Annotated in this window: 20 protein-coding genes; 4 read left to right on the top strand and 16 right to left on the bottom strand. The window is 71.5% G+C overall.

Annotation, left to right across the window (positions count from 1 at the left end; all coding sequences use genetic code 11):
• Positions 1-11: 11 nt before the first annotated feature.
• The 3 genes from PKC53_RS08105 to PKC53_RS08095 all read right to left on the bottom strand — a co-directional run bounded on the left by PKC53_RS08105 (position 12) and on the right by PKC53_RS08095 (position 2712).
• Entirely contained in the window at positions 12-1154 is a 1143-nt protein-coding gene (locus PKC53_RS08105) for a COX15/CtaA family protein (RefSeq protein WP_324427959.1), read from the bottom strand.
• Between the two features lie 171 nt (positions 1155-1325).
• Positions 1326-2021 carry a hypothetical protein gene (locus PKC53_RS08100; RefSeq protein WP_324427958.1) on the bottom strand — a complete coding sequence of 232 codons (696 nt, stop codon included), beginning with the start codon at positions 2019-2021 and terminating at the stop codon, positions 1326-1328.
• Positions 1981-2712 (bottom strand): SURF1 family protein, encoded by a 732-nt coding sequence (locus PKC53_RS08095; RefSeq protein ID WP_324427957.1) that lies wholly within the window; start codon positions 2710-2712, stop codon positions 1981-1983. Before PKC53_RS08095 ends, PKC53_RS08100 begins: the two co-directional genes overlap by 41 nt.
• Positions 2713-2730: 18 nt before the next feature.
• On the opposite strand from PKC53_RS08095, the gene PKC53_RS08090 reads away from it, so the two are divergent.
• Positions 2731-2952 (top strand): twin transmembrane helix small protein, encoded by a 222-nt coding sequence (locus PKC53_RS08090; protein ID WP_324427955.1) that lies wholly within the window; start codon positions 2731-2733, stop codon positions 2950-2952.
• 66 nt (positions 2953-3018) lie between these two features.
• Here PKC53_RS08090 and PKC53_RS08085 read toward each other — a convergent pair whose 3' ends face one another.
• The 8 genes from PKC53_RS08085 to PKC53_RS08050 all read right to left on the bottom strand — a co-directional run bounded on the left by PKC53_RS08085 (position 3019) and on the right by PKC53_RS08050 (position 9372).
• The gene (locus PKC53_RS08085; protein ID WP_324427954.1) at positions 3019-3903 is read right to left on the bottom strand and encodes a cytochrome c oxidase subunit 3; all 885 of its coding nucleotides are present in this window, start codon (positions 3901-3903) and stop codon (positions 3019-3021) included.
• Positions 3904-3949: 46 nt separating this feature from the next.
• Positions 3950-4129 carry a DUF2970 domain-containing protein gene (locus PKC53_RS08080; protein ID WP_324428004.1) on the bottom strand — a complete coding sequence of 60 codons (180 nt, stop codon included), beginning with the start codon at positions 4127-4129 and terminating at the stop codon, positions 3950-3952.
• Between the two features lie 62 nt (positions 4130-4191).
• The gene (locus PKC53_RS08075; RefSeq protein WP_324427952.1) at positions 4192-4794 is read right to left on the bottom strand and encodes a cytochrome c oxidase assembly protein; all 603 of its coding nucleotides are present in this window, start codon (positions 4792-4794) and stop codon (positions 4192-4194) included.
• 10 nt (positions 4795-4804) lie between these two features.
• Entirely contained in the window at positions 4805-4924 is a 120-nt protein-coding gene (locus tag PKC53_RS08070; protein WP_324427950.1) for a cytochrome oxidase small assembly protein, read from the bottom strand.
• A 19-nt stretch (positions 4925-4943) separates the two neighbouring features.
• Complete coding sequence (gene ctaD, locus PKC53_RS08065) at positions 4944-6566, bottom strand: cytochrome c oxidase subunit I (RefSeq protein ID WP_324427948.1); 1623 nt, start codon at positions 6564-6566, stop codon at positions 4944-4946.
• Between the two features lie 22 nt (positions 6567-6588).
• Positions 6589-7761: a cytochrome c oxidase subunit II gene (gene coxB / locus PKC53_RS08060; protein WP_324427946.1), complete on the bottom strand. Its 1173-nt coding sequence runs from the start codon at positions 7759-7761 to the stop codon at positions 6589-6591.
• Between the two features lie 9 nt (positions 7762-7770).
• Positions 7771-8427 (bottom strand): DUF2244 domain-containing protein, encoded by a 657-nt coding sequence (locus PKC53_RS08055; protein ID WP_324427944.1) that lies wholly within the window; start codon positions 8425-8427, stop codon positions 7771-7773.
• A 27-nt stretch (positions 8428-8454) separates the two neighbouring features.
• Complete coding sequence (locus PKC53_RS08050) at positions 8455-9372, bottom strand: methyltransferase domain-containing protein (RefSeq protein ID WP_324427942.1); 918 nt, start codon at positions 9370-9372, stop codon at positions 8455-8457.
• Between the two features lie 28 nt (positions 9373-9400).
• Here PKC53_RS08050 and PKC53_RS08045 point away from each other — a divergent pair, with 28 nt between their 5' ends.
• Both PKC53_RS08045 and PKC53_RS08040 read left to right on the top strand, forming a co-directional pair.
• Complete coding sequence (locus PKC53_RS08045) at positions 9401-10117, top strand: phosphoribosyltransferase family protein (protein ID WP_324427940.1); 717 nt, start codon at positions 9401-9403, stop codon at positions 10115-10117.
• 109 nt (positions 10118-10226) lie between these two features.
• On the top strand, positions 10227-10697 hold the full coding sequence (locus tag PKC53_RS08040) for a tRNA (cytidine(34)-2'-O)-methyltransferase (RefSeq protein WP_324427938.1): 471 nt from the start codon (positions 10227-10229) through the stop codon (positions 10695-10697).
• On the opposite strand, the gene PKC53_RS08035 is transcribed toward PKC53_RS08040, so the two are convergent.
• From PKC53_RS08035 to PKC53_RS08020, 4 genes are all read right to left on the bottom strand, one after another.
• The gene (locus PKC53_RS08035) at positions 10679-11683 is read right to left on the bottom strand and encodes an NAD(P)H-dependent glycerol-3-phosphate dehydrogenase (RefSeq protein ID WP_324427937.1); all 1005 of its coding nucleotides are present in this window, start codon (positions 11681-11683) and stop codon (positions 10679-10681) included. The two genes, PKC53_RS08040 and PKC53_RS08035, sit on opposite strands and share 19 nt — an antisense overlap.
• 44 nt (positions 11684-11727) lie before the next feature.
• Positions 11728-12210: a protein-export chaperone SecB gene (gene secB / locus PKC53_RS08030; protein ID WP_324427936.1), complete on the bottom strand. Its 483-nt coding sequence runs from the start codon at positions 12208-12210 to the stop codon at positions 11728-11730.
• Between the two features lie 114 nt (positions 12211-12324).
• On the bottom strand, positions 12325-12585 hold the full coding sequence (gene grxC, locus PKC53_RS08025; protein ID WP_324427934.1) for a glutaredoxin 3: 261 nt from the start codon (positions 12583-12585) through the stop codon (positions 12325-12327).
• A gap of 94 nt (positions 12586-12679) precedes the next feature.
• A complete protein-coding gene (locus PKC53_RS08020) occupies positions 12680-13087 on the bottom strand; it encodes a rhodanese-like domain-containing protein (protein ID WP_324427932.1) in 408 nt (135 codons plus the stop codon).
• Positions 13088-13157: 70 nt separating this feature from the next.
• On the opposite strand from PKC53_RS08020, the gene gpmA reads away from it, so the two are divergent.
• The gene (gene gpmA, locus PKC53_RS08015; protein WP_324427931.1) at positions 13158-13901 is read left to right on the top strand and encodes a 2,3-diphosphoglycerate-dependent phosphoglycerate mutase; all 744 of its coding nucleotides are present in this window, start codon (positions 13158-13160) and stop codon (positions 13899-13901) included.
• A 114-nt stretch (positions 13902-14015) separates the two neighbouring features.
• Here gpmA and PKC53_RS08010 read toward each other — a convergent pair whose 3' ends face one another.
• The gene (locus tag PKC53_RS08010; RefSeq protein WP_324427929.1) at positions 14016-14888 is read right to left on the bottom strand and encodes a ribose-phosphate diphosphokinase; all 873 of its coding nucleotides are present in this window, start codon (positions 14886-14888) and stop codon (positions 14016-14018) included.
• Between the last annotated feature and the right edge of the window lie 13 nt (positions 14889-14901).

The following is a 14901-nucleotide window of genomic DNA, read 5'->3' as shown; positions in this document are numbered from 1 at the left end:
TGCGCGCATTGTCAGCCCTGCGACCAGGCGCGCGCCGCGATGGCGCCGGCCGGCACGGTGCTTCGCGCCAGCGCCGCGCGCGTGAGCAGCAGCGTCAGCAACCCCACGAGCAGCGCCGCCCCCGCGGAGTGCGCCAGCGCGGCGACGATCGGCCACTCGAGCACGATGTTGGTGAGCCCGCTGAGCAGTTGCCAGGCGGCGAGCGCGACCAGCGCCCACGCGCCGCTGCGGTGCGCGCGACGCAGCATCGCGGCGACGACGAGCATCGCCGCCAGCACCAGGTACGCGAACAGCCGGTGCGTGTAGTGGATCGCGGTCAGCGCGGCGAACGGCAGGTAGCTGCCGTCGGCGGCCGCGCCGAGCTCGCGCCGCAGCACGAACGCGTTCGCGAAGTCCATCTCCGGCCACCAGCGGCCCTGACAGGTCGGAAAGTCAGTGCAGGCGAGCACCGCATAGTTGGTGCTAACCCAGCCGCCGAGCGCGATCTGCAGCACCGACAGCCCCGCCAGCACCCACAGCGCGGCGTGTTGCACGGGCGACAGCGCCAGCGGCTTCGGCGCGAAGCGCTGAGCCTGGATCACCAGCAGCGCGAGCAGCGCCAGCCCGCCGAGCAGGTGCGCGGTCACGATCGCCGGGTACAGCTTGAGCGTGACCGTCCAGGCGCCGAACGCGCCCTGCACGCTGACCCAAGCCAGCGTTGCGGTCGGCCACCACGGCGACGGCAGGCCCGGCGTGCCGCGCCGGCGCTCGGTCCACGCGACGATCGCCATCACCGTGATCAGCACCCCCACGCCGGTGGCCAGGTAGCGGTGCACCATCTCGATCCAGGCCTTGCCGTGTGTCACCGGGCCGGTGGGCATCTCGGTCTGCGCAGCGTGGATCTCGGCGCGCGCACCGATCGGGCTGGCCTTGCCGTAGCAGCCGGGCCAGTCGGGGCAGCCCAGCCCCGAGTCGGTGAGGCGGGTGAAGGCGCCGAAGACGATCAGGTCGAAGGTCAGGAAAGCGGTGAGCAGCGTCAGTGCATGTAGCCGCCGCGCCGGCGACGCACCGCGGTGCCGCAGCCAGATCCACGCCAGCGGGCCGGCGGCGACGACGATACCGAGCAACGCCAGCCGCGCCAGCGGTGCCAGATCGACCAGGGACTGCGTTTCCATCCTGTCAGACTTCCAGCGTCCACCACGAAGGGCGCAACGCACTGAACGGCGCGCATGCGCCCGCCGCGCCCCATGAACCGCGTGCGCTCAGGCGACCACCGCGAACCGGGCCGTGCCGGTGCGCCGGCCGCCCCTCGTCGATGGCGCCGAAGACGCTGCGCGGGCGGTCACTCATCGCCCGGGGCGGTCCCACGACGCCGCCGCACGCAGCAGACGGTCGACGTCGCGCTTGAGCTTGGCCGGCTCGGGCTGCGCCGGTGCACGCATCATCCACTGTCCCCTCGGGTCGATGATGTACAGGTGCGCGCTCAGCGACTCGCCGGGCGCCGCGGCGAGCCAGCCCGAGACTTCGTCGGCCGGCACCCGCAGCACCTGCGTCGCCGGCGCCGCCTGCAGCGCGTCACGCAGCGCCGGCGCCACCGGCGCATCGTCGATCACCAGCCACAGCTTGTCGATGCGGTCGCGCTCGCGCCCGGTCATCTCGCGCAACTGGCGCTGCAGGTACAGCAACTTCTCGCACGCGTCACCGCACGCCGCGGGCGCGACGACCACCAGCAGCCACTGGCCCTTGAGCGTGGCCGCGTCGACGCCTACGCCGTCGAGGTCGCGCAGCGTCAGCGCCGGGATCCCGCGCGGGGGTTCGATCAGATCGCTGTAGTTGCTGCGCGCCTCGGGCCGCCAGAAGTAGTACGTCAGATACGACGCGATCACCGGTAGCGCGGCGAACAGCACCACACCGAGCAGCTTCCAGCGCCCGGCGCGCGTGCGGCGCACCGCGTCGTCGAGCGCCGGTCGCGGCATCGAGTGCACGGTGAAGCTCAGCGGCTCAGCGCCTGCGGCGGGGTTGGACGATTCGGAACCAGACATAAAGACCCGTGATCAGCGCGCTCAAGGCGAACCACTGGAAGGCGTAGCCGTAGTGCTTGTGCACGTCCACGGCGACCTGCGGCCAGCGACGCTGCAGGCCGTCGGCGGCCCCGCCGTCGTCGAGCTGCAGCACCGACAGCGGCCGCAGGTTCAGCCCGGTTTCGCGGGCCAACCCGTCGAGGTCGACATTCTGCCGGATGCGCCCTTCGTCGACGCCGCCGAAGTCGTACAACCGGGATGGGGGCGCGGCGATGCGCCCGTGGACCTCGACCTCCCCGTCGCCGTCACCGGGCGGCGGCGGCACGCGGGTGCGGTCGTAGGGGTCGCGCGGCACCCAGCCGCGCTGCACCAGCACCGCGCTGCCGTCGCCGAGCTTCAGCGGCGTGACCAGCACGAAGCCGGGGCGGGCGTCCATCTGCCGGTTGTCGAGGTAGACGCTGAACTCGTTGCGCCAGCGCCCGGCCAGGCGCACGCGGCGGTGGTGCTGCGCCGCGGCGGCTTCGGCGTCGCGCGCCAGCGCCGCGGCAGGCAGCGGCGGCTCGGCGGCACGCGCCTCGATGGCGCGCTGCAGCGCGACCTTCTGCGCCGCGCGATCGAGCTGCCACAGGCCCAGCCGCGCGGTCAGCGCCGCGGCGAGCAGCGCCGCGCCGAACACCAGCCAGCGGCGCCGGCGCTCGCTCACGACGGCCATCGCGGACAATCGCGGGCCATGAAGTTCATCCTCGTGCTCGCGCTCGTCGCGGTGGTCGTCGCGCTCGGCAGCGCCGGCGTGTTCATGCTGCGCCGGCGGCGCGAGGGCGAGGCCCCCGACAAGCACATGGCGCGCGCGCTGGCGCTGCGCGTGGGGCTGTCGGTGGCGCTGTTCCTGTTCATACTGTTCAGCTACTGGATGGGCTGGATCCAGCCCACCGGCATCCCGGCCGGGCGCTGAGGCCGGCCGGAAAAAGACAAACGCCGCACGACGCGGCGTTTGCGCGGCGCGCGGCCCGGCCGCGGCTCACATCCAGTAGACCACCACGTACAGGCCGAGCCAGACCACGTCGACGAAGTGCCAGTACCACGCGGCGCCCTCGAAACCGAAGTGGCGCTGCGGCGTGAAGTGGCCCTTCATCAGCCGCAACGTGATGAACAGCAGCATCAGCATGCCGACGAACACGTGGAAGCCGTGGAAACCGGTGAGCATGAAGAAGGTCGACCCGAACACGCCCGAGCTGAGCTTGAGGTTCAGGTCGCGGTAGGCGTGCAGGTACTCGTAGGCCTGCACACCGAGGAAGGTGGCGCCCAGCGCGACGGTGATCCACATCCAGAAGATCGTCTTCGCACGCTGGTTGGCGATCAGCGCATGGTGCGCGATCGTCAGCGTCAGGCCCGAGGTCAGCAGCAGCGCCGTGTTCAGCGTCGGCAGCGGCCACGGGCCGATCGTCTGGAACGGCTCGACGGTGCCCGCAGGCGACGCCGTCGCACCCGGCGACGAGGTCGGCCAAGCGGCCTTGAAGTCGGGCCACAGGATCTGGTGGTCGAGGTTGCCCAGCATCGGCACAGAGTGCACGCGCGCCCAGTACAGCGCGCCGAAGAAGGCGCCGAAGAACATCACCTCGCTGAAGATGAACCAGCTCATGCTCCAGCGGTACGACACGTCGATGCGCTGGCTGTACAGCCCGCCCTCGCTCTCGCGGATCGCGTCGCCGAACCACTGCCAGATCACCACCGCCCACCACAGCAGGCCGAACAGCAGCGCGTAGGCGCCCCAGCCGTGGCCGTTGACCCACTGCGCAGCGCCCAGGATGACGAAGAACAGGCCGATGGCCGTCATCACCGGGTGCCGCGACGGTGCGGGCACGAAGTAATACGGGGTCTGCCCGCCGTGTGTCGCTGCCGACATTGTCGTTCTCTCCTCGAACCGAAATCCGTTGCTTCGCGAAACCCGATCAACCAGCGGCGATGCCGCTGCCCACCACCCACCTCACCAGCAGCACCAGCGCGACGATGAACAGCGCCGCGCCCAGCACCCCGGCGACGATCACGTGCACCGGGTTGAGCCGGCTGACGTCCTGCTCGTACTCGCGCGAACGGCGCACGCCGAAGAACGACCAGGCCACCGCCCGCATCGTCTGCAGGAACGAGCCCCGGCGCGCCAGCGCCTCGGCCAGGTCGCCCGGCGGCTTGTCGCTCACGACCGCGACTCCACCGCCGCGGCGCGCGCCTGCAGCCCCTTGCCCGCCACCTCGAAGAACGTGTAGCTCAGCGTGATCGTCGTCACGTCCTTCGGCAGCTTCGGGTCGATCACGAACACCACCGGCCACTGCTTGGTCTCGCCGGGGGCGAGCGTGTACTCGTTGAAGCAGAAGCACTCGAGCTTGTTGAAGTATGCGGTCGCCTGCCGCGGCGCGTAGCTCGGGATCGCCTGCGCGGCCATCGTGCGGTCCTGCTTGTTGCGGAACTCGTACATCACCGTGGCCAGTTCACCCGGGTGCACCTGCACGGAGCGCAGCGCCGGCTTGAAGTCCCACGGCCCGCGGGCGTTGGCGTCGAACTCGACGGTGATCGTGCGGCTGGTGTCGACCTGCGTGCTGACCCTGCCGGTCTTGCCCTGTCCGGTGGCCGCGCGCTCGGCGACCGACAGCACGTTGATGCCCAGCGCGTCGCAGATCGCGCGGTACATCGGCACCAGCGCGTAGCCGAAGCCGAACATCAGCGCGGCGACGACGCCGAGCTTGCCGACCATGCGCAGGTTGTCGCGATGCAGCGAGCCGTTGCCGTCGCGCGGGGCCATCACCAGCGCCTCAGCCGCCGAAGTACACGAGGCGCACGACGAAGCCGATCGCGAAGACCAGCGCGACGGTGGCCAGGATCAGGCCCAGCCGCACGTTGGCCTTGCGCTGCTCGGGCGACGACGTTGCCATGGCGCCAATCCCCACGCGGTCAGCCGACGATCCGGGTGGCCGTGGCGTCGAGCTTGGGCGGCGTCTCGAAGGTGTGGAACGGCGCCGGCGACGGCACCTCCCACTCGAGGCCCTCGGCACCCTCCCACGGCTTGGCCGGCGCCTTCTCGCCCTGGCCGCGCATCATCGGCAGCACGACGGCGAGGAAGAAGTAGACCTGCATCAGCCCGAAGCCGAGTGCGCCGACCGAGGCGATCGCGTTGAAGTCGGCGAACTGCATCGGATAGTCGGCGTAGCGGCGCGGCATGCCGGCCAGCCCGAGGAAGTGCATCGGGAAGAACGTGAGGTTGAAGAAGATCATCGAACCCCAGAAGTGGATCTTGCCGCGCGTCTCGGAGTACATGACGCCGGTCCACTTCGGACCCCAGTAGTACACGCCGGCGAACATCGCGAACAGCGAGCCGGCCACCAGCACGTAGTGGAAGTGCGCGACGACGTAGTAGGTGTCGTGCAGTTGCTGGTCGATCGGCGCCATCGCGACGATCAGCCCGGTGAAGCCGCCGATCGTGAACACGAAGATGAAGCCCACGGCCCACAGCATCGGGGTCTCGAAGGTCATCGAGCCCTTCCACATCGTGGCCACCCAGTTGAAGATCTTCACGCCGGTGGGCACCGCGATCAGCATCGTCGCGTACATGAAGAACAGCTGCCCCGTCACCGGCATGCCGGTGGTGAACATGTGGTGCGCCCAGACGATGAACGACAGGATCGCGATCGACGCCGTCGCGTAGACCATCGACGTGTAGCCGAACAGCTTCTTGCGCGCGAACGCCGGCACGATGGCGCTGACGATGCCGAAGGCCGGCAGGATCATGATGTAGACCTCGGGGTGCCCGAAGAACCAGAAGATGTGCTGGTACATCACCGGGTCGCCGCCGCCCGCCGGGTTGAAGAAGCTGGTGCCGAAGTGACGGTCGGTCAGCGTCATCGTGATCGCGCCGGCGAGCACCGGCATCACCGCGATCAGCAGGTACGCGGTGATCAGCCAGGTCCACGCGAACAGCGGCATCTTCATCAGCGTCATGCCCGGCGCGCGCATGTTCAGGATCGTGACGATGATGTTGATCGAGCCCATGATCGAGCTCGCGCCGAGGATGTGCATCGCGAAGATGCCGGCGTCCATGCTCGGGCCCATCTGCAGCGTCAGCGGCGCGTACAGCGTCCAGCCCGCCGCAGGCGCGCCGCCGGGCATGAAGAACGACGCGACGAGCATGATCGCCGCCGGGATCATCAGCCAGAAGCTGAAGTTGTTCATGCGCGCGAAGGCCATGTCCGCAGCGCCGATCTGCAGCGGGACCATCCAGTTCGCGAAGCCGACGAACGCCGGCATGATCGCGCCGAACACCATGATCAGGCCGTGCATCGTCGTGAGCTGGTTGAACAGCTCGGGGTTGACGTACTGCAGGCCGGGCTGGAACAGCTCGAGACGGATGCCCAGCGCGAGCACGCCGCCGATCATCAGCATCGTGAACGCGAACAGCAGGTACAGCGTGCCGATGTCCTTGTGGTTGGTGGCGAACAGCCAGCGCCGCCAGCCGTGCGGATGGTCGTGCGCGTGGTCGTCGTGCGCGTGACCGGCGTGGTGGTCGAGAACAGCACTCATCGGATTTCCTTCGGGCGGCGGCTTACTTGCGGGCGGCGACGACCTCGGCAGGCTGGACCAGCTTGCCGGTGTTGTTGCTCCAGGCGTTCTTCGTGTAGGTGATCACCGCGGCGAGCTCGGTGTCGGACAGCTGGCGCCACGCGGGCATCGCGCCGTTGGCCGCGCCGTTGAGCAGGATCGCGATCTGCGCGGACGGGTCGCCGGTGACCACGGCGCTGCCGTCCAGCGGCTTGATCGGGCCCGCGCCCTTGCCGTCGGCGCGATGGCAGGCGGCGCAGTTCGCCGCGTAGACCTTCTCGCCGCGCGCGACGAGGTCGGCCAGTTCCCACACCTTGCTCGGGTCGTCGGCGGCGGCCTGCATCTCCTTGAGCTTGCCCTCGACCCACTGCGAGTACTCCTGCTGCGTCACCACCTTGACGTGGATCGGCATGTAGGCGTGCTCCTTGCCGCACAGTTCGGCGCACTGGCCGTAGAAGTCGCCGGTCTTCTCGGCGCGGAACCACAGGTCGCGCACGAAGCCCGGGATCGCGTCCTGCTTGACGCCGAACGCCGGCACCATCCAGGCGTGGATCACGTCGTTGGCGGTGGTGACGATGCGCACCTTCTTGTCCACCGGCACGACCAGCGGGTTGTCGACCTTCAGCAGATAGTCGTCCATCGGCGGGGGCTTGCCAGAGTCGGAGGCCTCGCGGTGCGACGCGTCCAGCGTCGACAGGAAGGCGATGCCCTCGCCCTCGCCCTTCAGGTAGTCGTAGCCCCACTTCCACTGGTAGCCGGTGGCCTTGATGGTCAGGTCGGCGTTGGTCGTGTCCTTCTGCGCCACCACCGTCTTGGTGGCCATCGCGCCCATCGCGATGACGATGATGAACGGCACCACGGTCCACGCGATCTCCACCGCGACACTCTCGTGGAAGTGGGCCGACTTGTGGCCGACCGACTTGCGGTGCTTGATGATCGAGTAGAACATCACGCCGAACACGATGATGAAGATCACCGTGCAGATGATCAGCATCGCCCAGTGCAGCCAGATCAGGTCGGCGGCCATGCGCGTGGCCGGGGCGCCGAGGTTGAGTTGGTTGACTGCCGGGCCGCCCGGCAGGTCGTTGACCTGGGCCCAGGCCGGCGCGGTGGCCAGCGCCGCCACCGCGGCCGTCCAGCCGCCGATGCGGCTGGCGTGATGCGTCGTCGTCTTCATCGTCGTCAATTACCCAAGGTTCCCGTTCCCGAATTCAGGTCGCGCGACCCCGCCGCGCTCCCGGCCGGCCAGTGCAGCGCGCCGCAGTTCCTGCGCCAGCGCGGCGCGCAGGTCCGCTCGCAGGTAGCGACCGACGCGCACGCGCCGGCCCTCGCCGGAGAGCTCGACCAGCGAGCCCTGACCGCCCGCCGGTTCGACGCGCAGCCACGCCGCGCGGAACTCCGCGCGCTCGACGCGGGCGCCGCAGCGATGCTCGACGACGACGCGGTCACCGACGAGCGAGATCGACTCGCTGTCCGCGGCGTGGCGCGCGCAAACCCACAGCGCCAGCCCGACCACCAGCCACTCGATGCCTGCAAACACCAGCACGACCCCTGCACCATGCCACCAGAACGGCACCGCGATCAGCAGCGACGCCGCGCACAGCGACAGGTACACCCCCAACAACTGCCGCGGCGTCAACGAACAGTTGCGCCGCAACACCCACTCCAGCCGTTGCCCGTCCCCGGCAAGCCGCGGGGCGAAGCGCCACGGCAGCGAGGTCGCCGGCGCCGGCGCCCAAGGGTTCGATGCAACGATGACGCTCATGACGCGGCGCTTGGCCCGGAGGTGATCCTGCTGACCGACCGGGCGCCGCCTCGATCGCGTTCTATTGATGCCGAACAACCCAATCGAACAAATTCTAGCTCACAGTCATACCCTGCCCGGTGATGCGGGGCGGCGGCGCGTCATGGCGCGGAAGTCGTCGAGTGGCAGTGCGGTGCGCGCGGTCACCTTCGCTCGCGGCGGCGCGTTGAACGCGTGGCCGTAGACGACCTCGAAGCCCAGCACCACGCGACCCTGTTCGTCGCGGCGCGCATGCAGCGCGTCGCGCAGCCGGTGCCGCCAGCGCGGCGTGCGCAGGCCGGCGGCGCGTCCGCGGTCGACGTTGGCGCCGAGCGTGCGCAACTCGGCCAGCGCCGCGTCGGCATCGGGCCAGGTGAGTTGCAGCCGCTCCTGGTCCATCACCGGATCGGCGAAGCCGGCCTCGACGAGCATGTCGCCGAGATCGTGCATGTCGACCAGTTCGGCGGCCGGGACCGGCCATCCGGCCTCGCGGTACAGCGCGCGCAGTTCGGCCAGCGTGCCCGGACCGAGCGTCGAGAACATCAGGAACCCGTCGTCGGCCAGCGCGCGGCGCCAGCGCGCGAACAGCGCCGGCGGATCGGCCACGCCATGCAGCATCATGTTCGACCACAGCAGTTGCGCGCCACCCGGTGGCACGTCGGCTTCGGCGATCGGCGCCGGCGCGCCGACGCGCCAGCGTCGCGGCGACCACCACGGCCCGCCGCGGCGCGAAGGCGGCGAAGGCGCCGCGGCGGGCTCGACCGCGACGCGCCGCGCCTGTGGGTACGCATGCGCCAGCACCTCGTCGCTGGCGCCGAGGTGACCCCACCACAGCAGTACCGACGCCGGGCTGCGCAGGATCACCGGCAACCGCTCGGCCATGCGTCGCGCGACCTCGCCGTGCAGCCACGGCGGCGGCGCCGTCGCCATGCGCGCGAGCGTGCGCGCCAGCGCGACCTCGTCGATGTCGCGACGCGAGACGTTCGAGGCGAGAACCTTGCTCATCGGCGGGACGGCTCAGTATATTGACCCGATGCTCGCCCTCCGGCCTGTGTCGGTGTTGCGCCTGCCCACGCGCTGCGCGGTGTGCCGGCAGTGGGCACAGTCGCGGGTGTGCGCGCCGTGCGTCGAGCGCTTCGCGGCGTCGCGACCGCGCTGCCGCACCTGCGCCATCGCGGTGCCCGCGGGCACCACCCGGTGCGGCGACTGCCTGCGCGAGGCACCACCGTTCACGGCGGCCGTCGCCGCGGTCGACTACGCGTACCCGTGGGCCGACGTCGTCGCATCGTTCAAGTTCGCGCAGGGCATCGACCGCGTCGGTGCGCTGGCCGACCTGCTGGCTGCCGCGATCTTGCGCGACGACGACGCGGCGAACGTCGACCTGGTGGTGCCGGTGCCCCTGGCCGGGCAGCGCCTCGCCGAGCGCGGCTACAACCAGGCCTGGGAGCTCGCGCGGCGCGTCGCGCGGCGACTGCGGCGCCCGGCGCGGGCCGACCTGCTGCAACGCTGGGTCGACACGCCACACGTCGCCGACCTGCCGCGGACGCGGCGCCCCGCCGCGGTGCGCGGGGCCTTCGGCGTCGCACCGGCCGACGCAACGCCGCTGCGCGGGCGCCGCGTCGCGCTCGTCGACGACGTGATGACCACCGGCGCCACCGCCACCGAAGCGACGCGCGCGCTGCTCGCCGCCGGCGCCGCCGAGGTGCTGCTGTGGGTGCTGGCGCGCACGCCGCGGCCCGCCGACGCCTGAGCCTCCCTGCGGCGGATCCGGTCCAGCGCGCCCCCGAGCAGGGCCCGGCGAACTGGCACCGCCACGTCGCCCGAGCGCCTGCGCCCCCGACGGCACCGACAATGCCCGAATGTTCCACCTCGTGCTCGTGCAGCCGCAGATCCCGCCGAACACCGGCAACGTGATCCGCCTGGCGGCGAACACCGGCTGCACGCTGCACCTGGTCGAGCCGCTGGGGTTCTCGATGCAGGACCGGCTGCTCAGACGCGCGGGGCTCGACTATCACGAGTGGGCCGACGTGCAGCGCCACGCCTCGTGGAGCGCGCTGTGGCAGGCGCACCGCCCGCCGCCCGCGCGATGCTTCGCGTTCACCACGCGCGCCACGCGCCGCTTCGACAGCGTCGACTGGCGCGCCGGCGACTGGCTGGTGTTCGGCCGCGAGGACGCCGGACTGCCCGACGCGCTGCTCGAGACGTTTGCCGAGCCGCAGCGCCTGCGGCTGCCGATGCGCGCCGGCCAGCGCAGCCTGAACCTGAGCAACGCCGCGGCGGTCGCGGTGTTCGAGGCCTGGCGCCGGCTCGGCTACGCCGGCGGCGTCTGAGCCTCGCCGCTCTCGGCTCGCGCCTGACGCGCCATCAGGCGCGTCACCGCCTGGGCGGGCGTCAGCGTGCCGTCGAGCAGCGCGACCACGGCCTCGGTGACCGGCATTGCCACGCCCACCGCACGAGCGCGCTGCAGCACGGTGCGCGCGCTGTACACGCCTTCGGCGACATGGCCCAGCGCGGCGAGGACGTCGCCCAGCGCCTGCCCGGCGGCCAGCCGCAGCCCGACGCGGCGGTTGCGCGACAGATCACCGGTGGCGGTGAGCACCAGGTCGCCGAGCCCGGACAGCCCCATGAAGGTCTCTGCGCGTGCGCCCAGCGCCACGCCCAGGCGCGTCATCTCGGCCAGCCCGCGCGTGATCAGCGCGGCGCGTGCGTTCTGCCCCAGCTGCAGCCCGTCGCACACGCCGGTGGCGATGGCCATCACGTTCTTCACCGCCCCACCGACCTCGACGCCCACCGGATCGTCCGAGGTGTAGACGCGCAGCGTGTCGCTGTGGAACGCGGCCACCGCCTCGTCGGTCAGCGCCGCGTCGCTGCTCGCAGCCACCAGCGCGGTCGGCAGGGCCTGCGCCACCTCCTCGGCGAAGCTCGGGCCCGACAGCACCCCGGCGCGCAGCCCGGGATGCAGCGCCTGCACGATCTCGTGACCGAGCCGCCCGCTGCCGGCCTCGAAGCCCTTGCACAGCCACAGCACGCCGGCGCCGTCGGGCACGGCGCGCAGCATCTCGGCCAGCGCCGACATCGGCGTCGCGATCACGACGAGCCCGCTGCGGCCGTGGTCCAGCGCCGCGGCGAGGTCGGCGCCCACGCGCAGCGTCGCCGGCAGGGAAACGCCGGGCAGGTAGCGGGCGTTGACGCCGAAGCGACGCATCGCCTCGGCCTGCCGGGCGTCGCGCGCCCACAGCAACACGTCGTGGCGCGGCGCCGTGTGCACCGCCAGCGCGGTGCCCCACGCACCGGCGCCGAGCATCGCGATGCGCATCGCGGGGCCTTGCCGGGACGCGGTGGACGCTCGGCGCCGCGCGCTCAGGCGCTGGTGATGATGCCGCTGCCGCCGTTGCCGCCGTTGCCACCGGCGGCCTGCTGCTGGCGCTGCGCCTCGAACATCGCCTGGAAGTTGACCTCGGCCAGCAGCACCGGCGGGAAGCCGGCTCGCGTGCACAGGTCGGAGACGACCGCGCGCAGGTACGGGTAGACCATGCTCGGACAGGCGACGCCGACGATCATCTGCATCTGGTCCTGCGGCAGGTTGCGGATCTCGAAGATGCCGGCCTGCTTCGCCTCGATCAGGAACAGCGTCTTGTCCTTGACCTTGGTCGTCACGGTGGCGGTGACGCAGACCTCGAAGATGCCCTCCGCCACCGGCTCGGCCGACACGCCAAGGTTGATGTCGACCTGCGGCTGCGCCTGCTCGAGCAGGATCTGCGGCGAGTTGGGCTGCTCCAGCGACAGGTCCTTCAGGTACATGCGCTGGATCTGGAACACGGGTTGGGCGTCTTGCTCGGCCATGGTGTCTCTCTGTGAACAAAGCCCGCGAGGCTGCGGGCTGTGGCGCCGATTATCGCCGAGCCATGCCGCGCGGCCGGCGCGCGCGCCGGCCCTCGCACCGCGGTGCGCACCGGATCAGGTGCCGTGCAGCAGCGGCAGCAGGCCACCGCGCCGGTCGAGTGCGTACAGGTCGTCGCACCCGCCGACGTGCGTGTCGCCAATGAAGATCTGCGGCACCGTGCGCTGGCCGGTGCGCTCGATCATCAGCGCACGCTCCTGCGGATGCAGGTCGACGCGCACCTCGTCGATCTGCGCGACGCCGCGCTCGCGCAGCAGGCGCTTGGCGCGGTCGCAGTACGGGCAGTATTGCGTCGAGTACATCTTCACCGGTTTCATCGCGTTGCTCGTCAGGTCGACAGCGCCGCCACACGCGGCGCGACGGCCGCATTGTCGCCGCGACGCGATAACCCCGCGCGGTATCGGCGCACGCTCAGGCCGATTTCTCGACCGGCATGTTGGCTTCGCGCCAGGCGCGCATGCCGCCCGAGAGCACGCGCGCGTTGGCGTAGCCGAGCTTGCGCAGCGCGCCGGCCGCGCGCGACGCGCGCGCGCCGCTCTGGCAGACGACGACCACCGGCAGCGCCTTATTCGACGGCAGCGCCTTGCTCGACTCAAGCGTGCCCAGCGGCACGCTGCGCGCGCCGGCGGCGTGGCCGGCCGCGTACTCGGCCGGCTCGCACACGTCGATCAGCACCGCCTTCTCGCGGTTGATCAGCTGCACTGCCTCGCCGACGCTGACCGCGCCGGGGCCGCCGCCGCCGATCATCGGCCACAGCAACATGCCGCCGGACACGACGGCGACGAGGATCAGCAACCAGTTCTGCAGCAGGAAGTCCACGGGCGGGGGCCTCGGTTCGACGAAGGCGCGCATTCTAGAATCGCCTGCTTCGCCGCTGCACCCACCCGCCATGTACAAGCTCGTGATGATCCGCCACGGCGAGTCCACCTGGAACCGCGACAACCGCTTCACCGGCTGGACCGACGTGCCACTCACCGACACCGGCGTGGCGCAGGCGCGCGAGTCGGGGCGGCTGCTGCGCGAGGCGGGCTTCGACTTCGACGTCGCCTACACCTCGGTGCTCAAGCGGGCGATCTGGACGCTGTGGCACGCGCTCGACGAACTCGACCGCACCTGGCTGCCCATCGTCAACGACTGGCGCCTGAACGAACGCCACTACGGCGCCCTGCAGGGGATGAACAAGGCCGAGACGGCGCGCCAGTACGGCGACGAGCAGGTGCTGGTGTGGCGACGCAGCTACGACGTGCCGCCGCCGCCGCTGGCCGCCGACGACCCGCGCGGCCAGCGCGACGACCCGCGCTACGCAAAGCTCGCGCCGGGGCAGATCCCGCCGACCGAGTGCCTGAAGGACACCGTCGCGCGCGTGATCCCCTGCTGGAACGAGCGCCTGGCGCCGGCGATCCGCTCGGGCCAGCGCGTGCTGATCGCCGCGCACGGCAACAGCATGCGCGCGCTGGTGAAGTACCTCGACGGCATCGGCGACGCCGAGATCGTCGCGCTGAACATCCCCAACGGCATTCCGCTCGTCTACGAACTCGACGCCGACCTGAAGCCGATCAGGAGCTACTACCTCGGCGACCCCGAGGCAGCGGCGAAGGCCGCCGCCGCGGTGGCCGCGCAGGGCAAGGCGTGAACCGAACCACCCCCGCAGCGCCTGCGGTGCATCCCCCACGGGCCGCGTAGCACCCTGACGGTGGCGTCGGGGCGCCGCCTGGCGCGGCCGGGCGGGACCGCCCGGCCGCGGCGCTCAGGCCACGCAGGCCAGCGCCGCCGCGATCAGCGGCGCCACCGACACGACGTTGCTCGCGTGCGGCACCGCGTCGGTACTCCAGACCTGGCGCACGCCGGCGGCGCGCAGCGACGCCAGCGCGTCGCCGACGAACAGCGCGTGCGTGACCGCCACGTCGACGCTGGCCGCGCCGCGTGCCAAGGCCTCGCGCGCGGCGACCCCCAGCGTGCGGCCGGTGCTCGCGACGTCGTCGAGCAGCACGACGGCACGGCCGGCGACGTCGATCGATGGCCACTCGACGACCACGTCGCGGTCGCCGCGCCGCACCTTGCGCCCGACGCCGGCGGCCAGGCCATGCGCGCGCGCGGCGGCCTGCACCCACTGCGCCGCCTCCTCGTCGGGCCCGATCAGCACCGGCTGGCCGAGCTGCGCGGCGATCCAGTCGCCGAGCAGCGGTGCCGCCGACAGCGCCAGCGCGCGCCGGCCCGGCACCACCTCGTCGATCGACGCGACGCGGTGCAGGTGCGGGTCGATGGTGACGACGGCGTCGAAGGCCGACGCGAGCAGCGCACCGAGGTGGCGCTGGCTGACCACCTCGCCGGGCCGGAACGCGATGTCCTGGCGCATGTAGGCCAGGTACGGCGCGATCAGCGTCAGGTGCCGCGCGCCCAGCTCGCGCGCGCCGAGCGCGGCAAGCAGCAGCTCGGTCAGCTTGTCGTTGGGCTGCTGCAGCCCGCGCAACACGACGACACGCGCCGGCAGCGACGGCGGCAGCGTCAGCCGCGTCTCGCCGTCGGGGAAGCGGTGGCGATCGATCGTGCGCGGCTCGACGCCCAGCGCCGCGCCGAGCCGCGACGCGAGCACGGACTCGTCGTCGAAGGCCAGCAGCATGGTCGGTGCCGCG

The organism is Azohydromonas sp., from assembly GCF_035325925.1.
Taxonomy (GTDB): Bacteria; Pseudomonadota; Gammaproteobacteria; order Burkholderiales; family Burkholderiaceae_C; genus Calidifontimicrobium.
The sequence above is the reverse complement of the archived record's forward strand: the minus strand, read 5'-3'. Positions and strand labels throughout refer to the sequence as shown.